The organism is Bacteroides bouchesdurhonensis (assembly GCF_900155865.1).
Taxonomy (GTDB): domain Bacteria; phylum Bacteroidota; class Bacteroidia; order Bacteroidales; family Bacteroidaceae; genus Bacteroides; species Bacteroides bouchesdurhonensis.
On record NZ_LT707006.1, the window covers coordinates 586032 to 601772 of the forward strand.

The window sequence follows — 15741 nt, forward strand, 5'->3', positions numbered from 1 at the left end:
TATTACCTCCGTCCAAATCTGTCATAGGTTTCAAAAGCTAACAGCAAAACTTTTCTCCATTCGTCTTGTGTCTTGTAATCCAGCTTTACATTTACACAGACTGACCCATAGACGACATTAGTGCAGACTTCGACTTCACAGTTATTCGTGCTGTCGTGGACTACTCCAATAGGAAGCGCAAGGTTGTTGCCGATTCGCTCTTGGAGAGTGTCTCCGATGGTGAAAGTTATGAAATAGTCGGGCAATCCAAAATCTGGTGTAGCACAATCTTCATAGCCAGAATCGTCCAATTTACAGAAGATAATTGTAGACGGTTTTCCCAATTCTCGCAATATATTCGGTACGACCTCAAAGAATTGTGATACTGCCTTTTGCTTTTTTACATCAGCCCCACTCATTTCTTCTTCATTTATCAATTCAAGGTCATCGGCAAGCTCTTTGAAAAAGTTCTGCCTTAAAACCTTTGATATTTGTTTAAGCTGTACGATGTCAATTTTGCTGCGCTTGAATATGTCATACACATTGTTCCTTTGGCAGCAAATCAATCGTGCAAACTCTGTGATTGGAATTTGCTGTTTCCTCACCTCCTTTTCGATGAGTTTGCCAATGGTTAATTTTTCGCTTTCCATATTGCATAATATTTATGGATACAAAGTTACAGAACAAAATATACGCAAAGAAAAAATAGGTGTATCATGTTATTGTGCATAATGTATTAATTTCAAGAATACTCAATAATTCCCCGACAAGTTATTGCGGTCTCATCTTATCCCTTACACGAATAATCGCAATGATTTATTTAAAGGCCAGATTTAGCCACTCTTTCTATTTAAAAATCTATAAAAACTCTCTGTAATTTCATGGAATTGCAAAAGGCCATTATTACAGAGTTTCGCCTCAAAAAGGTCACCTGAAGGTCACTGTATATAAGAATCAAGCACTTACAAATATTTGTAAGTGCTTGATTCTTAGTGTGGACCAGCCAGGGCTTGAACCTGGGACCTCCAGATTATGAGTCTGTTGCTCTAACCAACTGAGCTACAAGTCCGATGTATCCTTTTATTGGATGCGGTGACAAAAGTAGTTCTTTTTGTCGAATTATGCAAGTTCTTTTAATAAAAATCTGTAAATCCTTTCTTCTCAGAACTTATATTTTCGTTTTGGATTCTTAGGGAACCAACCTTTTCTTACTCGATCTTCTTGTTCAAAGACTTCTTTTATAGTCCAGAATGAAGAAAAAGCAAATACACCTAATAACGAAGAAAGAATCACATTATCAATACTTAGTGAGGCAATGATACCTGCAATGCCAAGTATAAGGAATATCCACCAACATCTTGTTCCCCAATGATATTCAGCCTTTACTACTATAGGATGAAAAAGACCGATAATTAAAAAGGTGCAGATTCCGATGAATAATCCAGCCAGATGATATTCATTCAGAAACTCCATTGGGTTATTTTTCTATGCGAATTGGAATTTCTTTTTTAATACTTTGCTCCAGAGAGATTAATGTCTCTGTAGCAACTACGCCTGGAATTTCTTGCATTTTGTTATTAAGTAGGTCCATCAGGTGTTCGTTGTCACAAGCATAAAGTTTAGTTAGCATGGTATAAGGACCTGTAGTAAAGTGGCATTCCACAATCTCAGGAATTTTTTGTAATTCTGCTACTACAGATTTATACATGGAACCTTTTTCCAACTTGATACCGACATAGGTGCAAGTTCTGTATCCCAGAGATTTCGGATTCACATGATAACCTGAGCCTACAATAACTCCGAGATCAATCAGTCTCTGTACACGTTGATGAATGGCTGCGCGTGATACACCACACTCAGCTGCTACATCTTTGAAAGGGATACGGGCATTCTGCGAGATGATCTCTAGGATTTGTCTGTCGAGGTTGTCTATTTTTTCCATAATAATAAATTATATTTTCCAGTTGTTATCAAATAGTAAGCAAATATAGAGATTTATTTTAATTCTTCTTCTTTTTCGAGAAAAAAAAGAGGAAAAAGCAAAAAAAAGAGATGCAAGCGAGTTGCACCTCTTTTTTTCTTTATTTAAGCCAAGACTTTTCTTATTTCTTGTCCGGTTCGATTTCCACTAATTCAACTTCGAATATTAAAGTAGAGAACGGTTTGATCTGACCAGACTCTCTAGCACCGTAAGCAAGTTCCTGAGGAATATAAAGTTCCCATTTTGAACCTACAGGCATCATAGTCAGAGCTTCTGTCCAACCTTTGATTACTTGGTTAGCACGGAAAGTAGCAGGTGCATTACGTTTGTAAGAGCTGTCAAATTCAGTTCCGTCAATCAAAGTTCCTTTATAGTTTACTTTTACTTTGCTAGAGTCAGCAGGAATTGCTCCTGTACCTTCAGTGATAACTTTGTATTGAAGTCCGCTAGGAGTAGTTTTTACACCATCTTTAGTCTTGTTTTCAGCCAGGAATTTTTCACCTGCAGCTTTATTGTCTGCATATTTTTCTTCCATAGCTTTTGCTTTAACGGCTTCCATAGCTGTACGAGTATATATCTGCGCTTCATCCATAGACATCAAACCACCTTTCTCTAAAGCACCCGCGATGAAACCTGCCATGAAGTTATCTTTGCTGATAGTTTTAAGAGAGTCACCGGCAAATAATTCTTGGTTGATATTCTTAATCATACCATTAGCACCGTTGATTTGTTGACCGATCTGCAAACCTGCCATATAAGCAATTTCTTTCTTGCTTGTCTTGTCAGCACCTTCGTTCAAACCTTTGATAAATTCTGCCATATAAGCAGTATCTACACCCAGACGTCCTACCAGATAATCTTTCAGACCTTGAGTCTGAGCCATACCAATTGAATAAGACAATGAATCGATGTCTGATTTCAGGTTTGCTTTAGGAGCTTGTGCTGTACAAGAAGCAAGACTTGCAGCAGCAGCGATTGCCATAAAAATACTAACTTTTTTCATGTTGCTTTGAAATTTTTTATTTATAATACTTCAAGTAATTCTACTTCAAATACAAGTGTACTGTGAGGAGGAATCATTTCTCCGGCACCTTGTGCACCGTAAGCTAACTCTGACGGAATATACAGTTTCCATTTTGAACCTTCTGGCATTAGCTGAAGAGCTTCTACCCATCCTGGAATCACTTGGTTTACTCCAAATACAGCAGGCTCACCACGTTTTATAGAACTATCAAACAATGTACCGTCGATCAACGTACCTTCGTAGTGGCATTTAACCTGATCGGTAGCCTTTGCCTGTTTGCCATTTCCTTCCTTGATAACTTCATATTGTAATCCGCTCGGAAGGGTAACAACATTAGCTCTTTTTTTGTTTTCTTCCAGAAAGACTTTACCCTGTTCAATACTGGCGGCACTCATTTTAGCTTCCAGCTCTTCAAAATATTTGTTTACTATTTCACGGGCTTCCGTATGACTGATTGCAGTCTGGTTACCTTCAAATACGTCTTTAATAGCTTGTGTAAAGTCATCTACCTCGATGCCTTTTGCTCCCATGCTTAATAAGTTTTGGCCTATTCCGAGACCAATAGCGTAACTAAATTTATCCATATAATGTTTTTATTGGAGATTGAACTATGGTCCTTCATGACTTTAACATTCAATCAATTGCAATTTTATAAGCCGCAAAAGTACACGTTTTATTTGAATGATTTAGCATTTAGTATTTAAAAATTCTTATATTGGCAAAAGTTCATTCTTTTCTTTATGATAACTTTCTTATAATTCGTTAATATATTTGTCTAACCAGACTAGGCGTTGTTCTATAAAATCTTTTAGGAATTTAACCTCTTTCTCATAGCTTCCGCGATCTATATAGTTAGGCCACATCACTTTATGTATATCCCATCCGGCTCCGCCGTCTTCTATGTTCCCGAAATTACGTGCGGCAGCACTTTCCAATTCGTTGGAATGGTTCTGAACAAATTGTGGTAACTGGTCTAATTGAGGTTTTACTGTATTCCATTTCTCTTTAAGTGCTTTTACGAAAGCCGGATCCCTAAATAATTGGTCGAACCATGGTGAACAGGTTTTGATATACCAACCTTTCGGACCGGTTGATGATGCTCCTTGCTCTGTCGTAATGTGATTGGCATTACCAAATGCAATGTCGAAGTCCCATACAAGAGGCTGTTCTATAATATTATTGTTGAGAATGGCCATATAACAGCTTCCTCGCATATTTCCGTCACAATTCTTTGAGAGTTCCTGTACGATGAAGTATTTAACAAACGATTCTATGTCTATATATTTATGGTACCCATTTTCAGGATCGGTGAATTTGTCGGAATATAAAACAGATTCTGCTTTATTGTAGAAGTCTTTTACAAAATTGAATTGTTCGTCAGTCGGTTCATCCGGATCTTTAAACATCATAGGCAATTTCTTTATATCTGTTTTGAAACGTGCTCCTTCATCATAGTGAAAGTCTAGTTCCATGAGATAGTCGCCATCAACAGATTTATCGGCTAAATTGATGTTGAGTCGTTCTTCGGAGACTTTGACATGTTCTGTCAAAGCGTAGACTCCCAGATATTTTCCATTAAGATATACTTCAACGCTAATAGATTTTGGGGTCCATCTCATGCCAACAATTCGTGAAATATGGAATGCAGTGATATTTCTTAAAAGTGATTTATCTGCATAATTAGCAAGCAAAGCCCAATCTTTATCAGTACTCATGCCTAATAATTGCGTTTTTTTATCCAGTTTTATTCTATATGGCTTTTTCGGCATTCCCCAAGTAGAATTTCCCCGTCCACGTATTCTGGCACTTCTTTCAACTGTAGTTCCATCGGTATATAACTTACTAGGATCTTCTACTCTGATATTAGCATTTACATAATTTTCTTTATCTTTAATTTCAGCATTGTTTTCTGTGTCAATATAAATTTGAGGAATACGGATTGATCTTATGTTTACTAAATAATCGATCTTGGTTCCATCTTTTTTCTTTAGACTATAAGTCAGAGGGTTTTCGAAATTGTTAGCGGTTTCACCACTTTCTTGTGCGGTACCATTGACTGTAACTGAAACACCACGATAACCAAAAGTTAAAACGAGTGATTCTGTTGAAATTCCTTCAGGTAGGATAGCATTTATGGAGTTACCTTCGATGACAGCTATAATATCTTTATCCAGTTCTCTGTTTTTTGCTGCCTCAATAATAAATGAATAGATACCTTCTTCTCCTTCTCTATTGATTGTTTTTCTTTCTCCATCGTTTAGATATATTGTAACAGCATTATTGTCATAGGCTATACATACAATGAGCGGGTCATCGGAACCGGTAGTTTTAACTGGAATGCCTAAATTAGTACCGTTTACAATCCATGTGTTTGTGGTTCCTTTGGTGACAACAGGTATGTCTTTGCCTGTAAAATCAATAATATGATATTTTATTGGGAGTTCTATAGTGCTTTTATCACTAAAGGTAAAAGTGGTTGTTGCTCCTGTAGCTTTGATATCATTGACCATTAAAGACTTATCCAGCGCATCTTCAAATTGTTGAAGAATTGTTGTGGTAATAACGGGTGGTGGTTCGTTTCCATCAATATTACCTATATCTTTTTTGTCATCAGAGCATGAGAAGAGAAAAATTGATAGAACGACACAAAGCTGTATGAAGCCTTGCAGGAATGATAAATTGTGCTTTTTCATAAATAAATGTATTAAGTTAGTTATTTGGAATATAGATTATATAAGGCTAATAATGTAAAATATTATGGATTACTTGCTTGAATACCAGGACTTTGATTGTTTACGCAAGTGGTAAATATAGTCCAAAAATATGAAGTTTTTAGCTAACAAGCAAGAAATTTATCTGGAAATTTTCTTTTATCATTGTTTTTCGAAAGAAAAGCTATATTGACTATGGTAACAATAAGAAAATTAACTCAAAGTGCAAGATTACATATATTTGTACTTTCTTTTATCGACTATTCTCTTTATTTTTGTATTCTTATATATAAGATAGGGAGGATAGGTTATGAAGAATTTGGTAATATTGACAGGGGCTGGCATGAGTGCTGAGAGCGGAATTAGTACCTTTCGGGATGCAGGCGGATTGTGGGATCGTTATCCTGTAGAACAGGTCGCGACTCCTGAAGGATATCAACGTGATCCAATATTAGTAATCAATTTTTATAATGAACGTCGAAAGCAGTTGTTGGAGGTGAGACCGAATCGTGGACATGAACTGTTGGCAGAATTAGAGAAAGAATATCATGTCACAGTGATAACACAAAATATTGATAATTTGCATGAACGGGCGGGTAGCAGCCGTATCATTCATTTGCATGGTGAATTAACAAAAGTTTGTTCTAGTAGAGATCCATATAATTCTCATTATATAAAAGAACTGAAGCCCGAAGAATATGAAGTAAAGGTTGGAGATAAAGCAGATGATGGTAGTCAGTTACGTCCTTTTATTGTATGGTTTGGAGAAGCTGTTCCGGAGATTGAGAAAGCGATTCGTTATGTAGAAAAAGCAGATGTTTTCGTGATTATTGGTACTTCGTTAAATGTATATCCGGCTGCAGGTTTACTGCATTATGTACCGCGAGAGGCAGATGTTTATTTGATTGATCCCAAGCCAGTAGAAACACATACTTCCCGACCGATTCATATTATTCAGAAAGGTGCCTCTGAGGGGGTGGCTGAACTGAAGAGCATGTTGGAAGTTGGATGATAAAGATATTATTGTTATTTATTCCTATAAATATAAGATACTTATGAAAAACAAACTATTAATAGTTGGTACTTTATTATTTCTTAGCTCGTGCTTATGTGGACAGAATCAATCTTCTATCTCAAAAAAAGAGTTATTTGGAAATGAGGTGGGTTGTTTTCAACATCCATGGCAAGGTAAACGAGTAGGATACATTGGTGACTCTATCACAGATCCTAATTGCTATGGTAAGGAGATTAAAAAATACTGGGATTTCTTGAAAGATTGGTTGGGAATTACTCCTTTTGTTTATGGTGTTAGTGGACGGCAGTGGGATGACGTACCTCGTCAGGCAGAAAAACTAAAAACGGAGCATGGGGCGGAAGTTGATGCTATTATTGTCTTCATGGGTACTAATGATTTTAATAGTGGAGTGTCAATAGGAGAATGGTTTACTGAACGGGAAGAATCGGTAATGGCAGCTACTGGAGAAATAAAAAAGTTGGTAAAGCGTATAAGGCGTATTCCAAATATGGATAAAGATACTTATAAAGGTCGTATCAATATAGGTATATGTCAGTTAAAGAGGCTTTTTCCTGATAAACAGATTGTTTTATTAACTCCTTTGCATCGTTCTTTAGCTGAATTTAGTGAGAATAATGTGCAACCGGATGAAAGTTATCAAAATAGTTGTGGAGAATATATTGATGCTTATGTTCAAGCTATAAAAGAAGCCAGTAATATTTGGGGAATTCCTGTGATAGATTTTAATGCAATGACAGGTTTGAATCCGATGAATGAGGAGCAGCTTGTTTATTTCAATAATCCGGATTTTGATCGTTTGCATCCAAATACTAATGGTCAAAAACGTATGGCACGTACATTGATGTATCAATTACTTTCATTGCCAGTGACGTTTTAGAGACTCTTTGGATTTTGTTTCCTTTAGGGTCAATTGAAATAGATAATTAGATTGGAATTATTTGATTAAAAGTCAAAAGAACTGTCTCCTATGGGTGAGACAGCTCTTTCTTCATGGTTTTCTTATATACTATATTAAATATATAATCATCACCATTGAATAGCCTGATCTTGATCTGGAATCAGCGTATTGATCTGGCGTTCCATTGTCATGGAACCCTTTACATCATATATCATCGGATTCTTTGGATCGGAAGTGAAGTCTGTATATTTATATTCTAAACGTAAAATCGTGATATGACGTTCCAAATAGGGTTTCGTCTCATGTTTTTGTACAATTAACTCATATGTACAGTCGCCGACAGGCACAATGTTAGCTCCACTTGTAGGGTCACCTTGTTTAATGGTTAGTGAACCGGCCATATTTCCATCTTTATTAAGTTCTCCTTCATTAAAGGTCACAATCACCTTATATTTACTGCGATTCTCATCTTCTTCCCATACTGAACCAGCATAGAAGAAGATTGAATTGTTGTCTACTACGCGGGTTACGCGATTATCTACTATAGCCGGGTCATTGGTAGTACCATCGACATAAATATTCATTAATGTGGTTGAATAAGTACCGGAATAGTCGTTATATAAGTTGATACCCAATAAAGCTTTGCACCATCCCTTACGAATATTGCGAACATAAGACGGATCCTCTTCAACATTTAATGGAAGCACCCATTTTTCATTTAGGTCTAATCCCTTCAGATTAAAATTAAGGGTGTAGTTTTGTACATTTTCACCAGCAGGTATTTGGCAAATCTCTGATGGGAAAGAATAAAAATTCTCAGGCAGTTGCCGATACCAAAGATCCTTACGTCCCACTGCAAATTTCTCCGTATTCAAGTGATAAAGTGTATCGTTATCTACACCGATTTTTACATCGATATTCCGTTCGTTATCACGTGTGCCGCTGACGATGACTGGTAACTCATAGGACGCAGTACCATCTGGCTGGTAACGCATATAAATGTCGCATACGCCGTTGCTTCCTACTGGAGCTTTAAACGAAATCATCTGGCTGTGTAGTTCTTCCTTCCATTCATCGTTGCATGATCCGAAGAAGATACATACAACTGACACAATTCCTAAAAAATATAATTTCTTCATATCATCTTCATTGTTTATATTAATACTTTTAATCATAATCCTGCCATCCTGGTGCCTGTGTCATATTCTTATTACGTTTCAATTCGTCATAAGTGATAGGCCAGAAATACTGTTTTCGTGAGAAGGAAGTTTGAAGGTTGGCTACTCTAACTGGAGTATAGAAAGCATCTCTGTGCTCTCTGTTAACTAAAGTGTTGCAACCATATATCTGCTCACTTTCATGCTCTTCTGCAATCTTCCAACGACGTAAATCAAAGAAACGCTGATTCTCGTTGAAGAATTCGATTTGTCGTTCGTGCACGAGTTTATTAAAGAATAATTTGGGATCTTGGTAAACAGTATTATCGTAGTCTGGGAGTCCGGCACGCATACGGACAGGTTTAACGCCACGACGCATTTCTTCGATATCTCGTTTGATAGTATGTGTCTTACTCTCGTCCCAAGAAGCGATTTCGTAGCTTTGTCCTGAGGTTAAATTATTTAGTGCTTCTGCATATATCAAAAGAATGTCAGCATAACGAAGAGTAGGTTCTACCTTATCACAGATGCTTCCTCCGTGGTTAGCACAATCTGTAGGGTGAACATATTTTTTTACTCCAATGCCGGTAACTAGCCAATTCTGCCCGCCATTGATTCGACCATCGTCTGCACCACGATAATACCATCTTTGTATATATCTGTAATGTTCATCTTTTCCCTCTACGGCACTTGCACAATCCCATACACATCCGTTGTAAGCTATTGATGCATAGAATCGAGGTTCTCTGTTGGTATATTCCATGTGAACGTCATTCGGTACGTGGTCATAAAGATGATCCTGTTTGTTATCATTGGTAACATACCCATCGGGACAAGTTGCCCGGTCAAATGGTTCTCCCCATGCCATATCATATGCGTCACATTGTTTCTGTGTTACACCATGGATGTTCCATCCACCGCAGGAAGCCGGTAATTGATGTCTTACTAAATCAGCGATACCTTGTGCTGTTTCCAAGTTATTACCGTCTTTATTTAAACCACGAGTGAAGATTAATTCAGGGTTTTCTGCAGCATACAATTCTCCATTGAATATAGCACGATAAGATTCGAATGGATCTATATTTTGCCATCCTTCAGGGAAGTTTTTATTGGAATAAATCTCATGTGGCGGTGGAGTAATTGTACTAGGGTATGATTTATCATTATCTTGTTTTCGTACTCCTACCGTGTAAATCCTATAAAAACCTGTTTTTTCTGCATATTCAATCATGTCTTTTGCGGCAGCAGCAGCTTTCGCCCATTTTGACTCGTCATATTCCTGTGGAATTAGGATGCGTCCACTTTTATCTGTAAAGTCTGCCATTTCTGTATTTCCATTGGCTAATGGGCTAGCTCCATAAAGAAAGACTTTTGCACGTACTGCTAAAGCTGCTCCTTTGGTCGGACGACAAATATTCAAGTTATCTCGTCTCTCGAATAATTCAAATGCAGCTTGCTGCATCTCAGAAGTGATAAAGTCTACACATTCATCATAAGTGTTACGCGGAAAACTTAATTCTTCATAAGATTTAGTATAATCGGCACCTTCTATTGGCATAATCGGTACTGGACCATATTTTTTTAACAGTAGCCAGTAAAAATACGCTCGAAGAAAACGCGCTTGTCCTTTTACGTCAGTGATCTCCTCTTGAGTGAAATCCTTATTTTTATCTACATTATTGATTAAGATAGATGCTTGGTAGATAGCGTCATATGCCCAAGGCCATGAATTGGTGTAATATCCTCCGTAGGAATATCCATATCCGTATTCACCCAATTTGAATTTACGGTAACGGTCTCCATTATTTCCTTCATTAAATGCTTGATCATCAGAGAAATTAGTTGGGCAGATGTCACTATGTCCTACTTCGATATTATCACCCTGCAGACGACTGTAGCAAAATGACAGCCATTGTAATGTATAATCTTTACTTTCGAATATATGATCGTTTGATTGTTGTTCTTTAAAGTAGCGATCTACATTTAAGTAATCAGAACAAGAAGTGAAGCCAAGTCCAAGTCCGACTATTATCGCTCCCATCAATATATATATATCTTTTTTCATATTTTTTATTTATTATAGGTTATAAGTTTATCGTCAAGCCTATTGTATAGGATTTGGCCAATGGGTATTCTTGTCCGTTAGAACTTCCTAATTCAGGATCCCAAAGCTTGAAATTGGAGAATGTTAATAAGTTAGTCCCCATGAGATAAATACGTACGTTATCCAAACGGATACGGTTTACTAATCGTTTAGGAATTGTATAACCGATATCCAGATTCTTTAGGCGGAGATATGAACCATCACGCAACCAATATGTAGAAGCTCGGTAATTATTGGAGTTGCCGCCATAACTTAAACGAGGATAGGTTGCATGCGGGTTTTCATTCTCTCCTAATGACCAATAGTTTCCTGGTACATCGTTTAGGATATTTCCCCAACTGTTTTCTTGGAATGGATAAACCGTAAATCCATTGATAAAGAAAGATGATTTCCCGGCTCCTTGGAAAAGTACATTGAAATCTAATCCTTTCCATGCCGCAGAAAATCCGAATCCATAAATCATGTTTGGTTTGGTAGTAGCACCAATAGGTACTACGTCATTATTATTAACAACTCCATCTCCATTTACATCTTTATATTTTATGTCACCGGGAGCTACCTCACCAAAATCTTGTCTGGGACTATTGCGAATTTCATCATAATCTTTGAATAATCCTTCAGCGATTAATCCACGTGCTTGATTTACACGGAACCCAGCATTCATATTATAGGAGTAATGGCTGAACTGCTCATCGTACTCTTTAATTTCATTCTTGCTATAGGTCATGTTGGCACGCAAAGTCAGGGCTAAGTTCCCGAATTTCTCATGGAAAGCAATATTTCCGTCAAATCCTCTAGACAATACAGCACCTACATTGGCATACGGAGCTGGGATATGGTTTAATCCGACACTTTGTGGTAAAAACTTACGATTTAGATAAATTCCATCGCGTTGTTCGTGGAAGTAATCAACCGTACCGCTAAGTTTGTCATTGAAGAGTGAAAAGTCCAAACCTATATCATGCTTTGTAGCGACCTCCCAAGTGATGTATGGAGACGAAATTCTCGAATATGATAATCCTGGGTAGTAGTAAAGAGATGTTTTGATGTCACCGTAATAATATCCATCTGCATCATAAGTTGCAAATCTTTCTACGTAAGGGAAACGGATCTGGGTGTTACCATTCATCAATTTATCATTTCCTACTTTACCATAAGAATAACGTAACTTAAACATATTTATCCATTTGAGATTTTTCTTGACAATTGGTTCTTCTGCAATGTTCCAAGCGGCAGAGTATGCGGGGAAGAAGCCGAATTGATGGTCAGTCGCAAAGTTCTCCGAACCGTTGTAACCGAAGTTGAAATCAACGAAATAACGATATTTCCATCCGTAAGTAAATCGTCCGGCAAGACCCTGATGACGATATTGAATTCCGGAAACGATTCTTTCGTAACCCGCTAATTCATAATAATTCTTGTTATCCACTTTTTTATCTTGTGAATACTTCATTACGGCTCCTACCTGGTGATTACCAAAAGTACGGTTATAATGTAACTCTGCTTCCAGATTCTCATATCGTGTACCGCTAGCTCCCGTTGTTGATAACATCAACTGCTCAGTTTCTATTCTTGTAAACTGAAGTTTACCTTCAGTCGTACGTTGTCTTTCTGCTAACCAGCTTTCCGGCCATCTGTAATGGTTATCACTATTATCTGTATTTGTATCAAAGCCAAATCGTCCGTAGAACTTCAATCCATTTGTTATAAATTTCAGATCCTGTTCCAGATTGACAGTTGTCTGTATTTTATTTTTCCATTTTTCCTGATATCCTTGTTGTGTAATCAGTACCCATGGATTTCTTTTTCCACCACTTCCTTGTGCTCCCCATCTACCGTCACTATATTGTGGAGGAGAGGCAATTGGATTATATCCCATCAAAGATTTCCAAATTTCACCATATTGGCTTCCCGGTAGATTTTGTTTATCTAATGAACCTGCTACACCAACTTTCAATAAAGTAGTCTTCGTCAAGTCAATATCTACATTCATACGATAATTCCAACGATGGTAATTAGCGTTGGTCTTATAGTCTTTCATGGTCCGATCTGATTCGTACATACCTCCTTCGTCCACATAGCTGGCAGAAATGAAATAACGTGCTACTGTACCACCACCGGTTAAGTCGATATTAGCGCGGTAGGTAGGTGCTCCATCTTTCAATATCATTCCCATCCAGTCTACATTCGGGAAAAGATCAGGATCCAGTCCGTTCTCGATTAGCTCTATATCACTATCAGAATAAGCTGCCGACTGATTACGTGTCATTAATGCTTCGTTCATCATACGGGCATAAGTCGGTCCATCTACAAATTCCGGGGTTTTTGTGCGTGTATTGTAGGTCATCTCAGCTTTTGCATTGATACGGGTTTTACCTTCTTTTCCTCGCTTAGTAGTGATCAATACAACACCGTTGGCACCTCTTGAACCGTATATAGCAGTAGCGGAAGCATCCTTTAAAACAGAAAAGGTTTCTATATCCTCTACGTTCAATTCATCCATGCTACGTTCAAAACCATCTACCAATACTAAAGCACTTGATCCTGCACCGAATGTGGAAATACCTCTGATCCAAAATTCGGAAATATTGTCACCTGGTTGTCCTGAAGTTTGGCGTGCCATAATACCAGGTACATTGCCTGCCAACGCATTTGTGATACTGGATGTTGAGGTTTTTAATTGAGATACGTCCACTGTAGTCACAGCTCCGGTTATAGTTACCTTTTTTTGAATACCGGTACCTGTTACTGTTACTTGGTCTAATACGGTCGATGAAGTTTCTTTCATCATAACAGAAAGTGCCTTATTGTCTTTTACAAGTATCTCTTGCTTATCAAAACCAATGTAAGAGAACACCAAATAAGAATAGGCAGGGACCTTTATCTTAAAATGCCCATTTACGTCTGTCATCACACCTAAGCTCGGCACGTTTTTTACAACAATATTTACACCGATCAATGGCTCTTTGTTTTCTTCTGTGACCGTACCTGTCACTTCTATCATCTGTTGCTGATCTTGGGCATAGGACATATTCATCCATCCTACCATCAACAAAAACAGTAAAATATAATTCTTCATAAGTATGTGTTTATATAGTATTATTCTGTAGTTAAGTAACGAATTCCTTTGTTGTTGATATCACCAATATAGAAGATTTCCTGTTCTGCATCGTAAGCCAAGGAAGTCGGTCGGTTGAAGCGTGCTTCCGTAAGTGGAGCTCCATCTACATAACCCGTATATTTTTTATCTGCATTATAGTTACTTCGTCCTGCTACCATGGTGGCTACACCTTCTGGAGTCAATTTCCAGATACAATGATTTACATCATCACTGAAATAGAAATCGTAAAGCTCTTTCTTACCGGCTACTTCATACTCTCTATTTTTTACGAATATTCCAGCCCATGGTTCTTCAAATCTAGCTACGTTACCAACTCCTTCTGTGCATCCTTTTGAACTGAGAGAACCGGCTATTACTCTTGGTGTATCAAATAATTTTGTTTCTTCGTTGTAGTCAGATCTCATAATTGCTCCTCTTTGTGGTGCAAATACATACATATATTTTTCTGATGGATGTAGTAGTAATCTTGTGTGTGCTGAACCACCACCGATAGCTGTCAATGTGAAACATTTTATTGGCTTAACATCTATATTGGGTAGTATGTCATTGGCACGTTGCATCTTGTAAATCGCTCCATCATTCCAAGATGAATAAAATACTGAACCATCTCTCATTGATATGCAACCATAACTACAATATCCATAGTTATAAGCACGAATCTTACGGAACTGCTCACTTCGTAATGCATAATATATGTTAGGGGCTGTATTATCAGCTCCATGTCCATTATCATCAGGGAACAATAACGTATCACCATCAGCTGTGAAAGTAAAAGATACCATTTTTGCATACTGCGTTCTTGGAAAGAGACGTTTTACATAGCGTTGAGTGAGATTCAATTCACGAAAACCATCATAATAGTTACTTGAGAACAGTATTTGATCACCATTTTCCGATGGCTTAGGATCAAAAACCATCCAGTCATTTGAAGGACACGATCCTTCACCGTCGAAAGAGCCATCTTGAAAAGCGGAGTTACCATCCTCATCTACTTTGCGAAGTAGGGTGCCCACTACTGTTCTAGCCTCATAGTTGAATGGTTCTTCAAATGTATAATCTGCAACAGTCTCACCGTTTTTACCATCAATTCGAACGCTCACATTACCGTCATAAGCACGTTTTGGAACCATACAATAGAGCTTTCTACCATCCGAACCAATGGTCATAGCTTCCTGTCCACCTATGTTTATGTGTATTTTTGAAAGGTCTTTCCCAAAATTACTACCCGTAATGTACATTCGAGTACGTACCGGTCCTTCTTTGGGGGTAAAATCTGTAAAAACTACAGGTTGAGATGGATCAAACTCGCTAGAGTCATTTTCATCCTTACAACCCACTAATAATATGCTACATAAAGCTAGCATGTAAAATAAGTGTTTATTCATAAATTAAACAATTAAAAAGGTTAATGTAATATATTATGTAATTTGCATTAAGGATAAAGATTTTTTATTTGTTAGCTGAATTAATGCAATGTATCTTTTCCCAAATGCTATTTTAGATTTATTGCCAATTATGGTAGTGATATATTTCTCGTCTATTATTAATTTATTTCTAGTATATTGAGATATCGTTTGTATAACATATTTTATATAAGTAACATAATGCGAATTATGTATTTCTTGGCTGGATAGGTAAAAGAGGCTAGTTTTATAATATAGAATGTTGAATAAGTGGAATTTATTTCCATGGAGGTGATAACTTTGAGGTTTACCATTGTTTTATTATAG

At 37.3% G+C, this 15741-nt stretch carries 12 protein-coding genes and 1 tRNA gene; 2 read left to right on the top strand and 11 right to left on the bottom strand.

Translation table 11 applies throughout. The features are described from left to right. Positions 1-2: 2 nt before the first annotated feature. The 7 genes from CZ225_RS02250 to CZ225_RS02280 form a co-directional block, all read right to left on the bottom strand. A complete protein-coding gene (locus CZ225_RS02250; protein ID WP_007747671.1) occupies positions 3-629 on the bottom strand; it encodes a hypothetical protein in 627 nt (208 codons plus the stop codon). 345 nt (positions 630-974) lie between these two features. After that, positions 975-1048: transfer RNA gene (locus tag CZ225_RS02255), tRNA-Ile, on the bottom strand. Positions 1049-1140: 92 nt separating this feature from the next. Further along, entirely contained in the window at positions 1141-1452 is a 312-nt protein-coding gene (locus tag CZ225_RS02260; RefSeq protein ID WP_077152823.1) for a DUF4491 family protein, read from the bottom strand. A gap of 4 nt (positions 1453-1456) precedes the next feature. Then, positions 1457-1921 (bottom strand): Lrp/AsnC family transcriptional regulator, encoded by a 465-nt coding sequence (locus CZ225_RS02265; RefSeq protein WP_025076302.1) that lies wholly within the window; start codon positions 1919-1921, stop codon positions 1457-1459. Positions 1922-2081: 160 nt separating this feature from the next. Further along, entirely contained in the window at positions 2082-2963 is an 882-nt protein-coding gene (locus CZ225_RS02270) for a BamJ family beta-barrel-assembly machinery protein (RefSeq protein ID WP_077152824.1), read from the bottom strand. A gap of 20 nt (positions 2964-2983) precedes the next feature. After that, entirely contained in the window at positions 2984-3568 is a 585-nt protein-coding gene (locus CZ225_RS02275; RefSeq protein WP_077152825.1) for a BamJ family beta-barrel-assembly machinery protein, read from the bottom strand. A gap of 168 nt (positions 3569-3736) precedes the next feature. Beyond that, positions 3737-5677 carry a CotH kinase family protein gene (locus CZ225_RS02280; protein WP_077152826.1) on the bottom strand — a complete coding sequence of 647 codons (1941 nt, stop codon included), beginning with the start codon at positions 5675-5677 and terminating at the stop codon, positions 3737-3739. 328 nt (positions 5678-6005) lie between these two features. Between CZ225_RS02280 and CZ225_RS02285 the strand changes: the two genes are divergently transcribed. Next, positions 6006-6707, top strand: a complete 702-nt coding sequence (locus tag CZ225_RS02285; protein WP_077152827.1) for an SIR2 family NAD-dependent protein deacylase — start codon at positions 6006-6008, stop codon at positions 6705-6707. A 43-nt stretch (positions 6708-6750) separates the two neighbouring features. Further along, positions 6751-7608 carry an SGNH/GDSL hydrolase family protein gene (locus CZ225_RS02290; RefSeq protein ID WP_077155653.1) on the top strand — a complete coding sequence of 286 codons (858 nt, stop codon included), beginning with the start codon at positions 6751-6753 and terminating at the stop codon, positions 7606-7608. A gap of 149 nt (positions 7609-7757) precedes the next feature. Here the strand turns inward: CZ225_RS02290 and CZ225_RS02295 are convergent, their stop codons facing one another. The 4 genes from CZ225_RS02295 to CZ225_RS02310 are packed head-to-tail and all read right to left on the bottom strand — an operon-like array spanning position 7758 to position 15396. Further along, positions 7758-8768 (bottom strand): DUF4973 domain-containing protein, encoded by a 1011-nt coding sequence (locus CZ225_RS02295; protein WP_077155654.1) that lies wholly within the window; start codon positions 8766-8768, stop codon positions 7758-7760. Between the two features lie 28 nt (positions 8769-8796). Next, the gene (locus tag CZ225_RS02300; protein WP_077152828.1) at positions 8797-10851 is read right to left on the bottom strand and encodes a RagB/SusD family nutrient uptake outer membrane protein; all 2055 of its coding nucleotides are present in this window, start codon (positions 10849-10851) and stop codon (positions 8797-8799) included. Positions 10852-10870: 19 nt separating this feature from the next. After that, positions 10871-13969 (bottom strand): SusC/RagA family TonB-linked outer membrane protein, encoded by a 3099-nt coding sequence (locus CZ225_RS02305; RefSeq protein WP_077152829.1) that lies wholly within the window; start codon positions 13967-13969, stop codon positions 10871-10873. A 20-nt stretch (positions 13970-13989) separates the two neighbouring features. Beyond that, complete coding sequence (locus CZ225_RS02310) at positions 13990-15396, bottom strand: IPT/TIG domain-containing protein (protein WP_077152830.1); 1407 nt, start codon at positions 15394-15396, stop codon at positions 13990-13992. Positions 15397-15741: the final 345 nt, after the last annotated feature.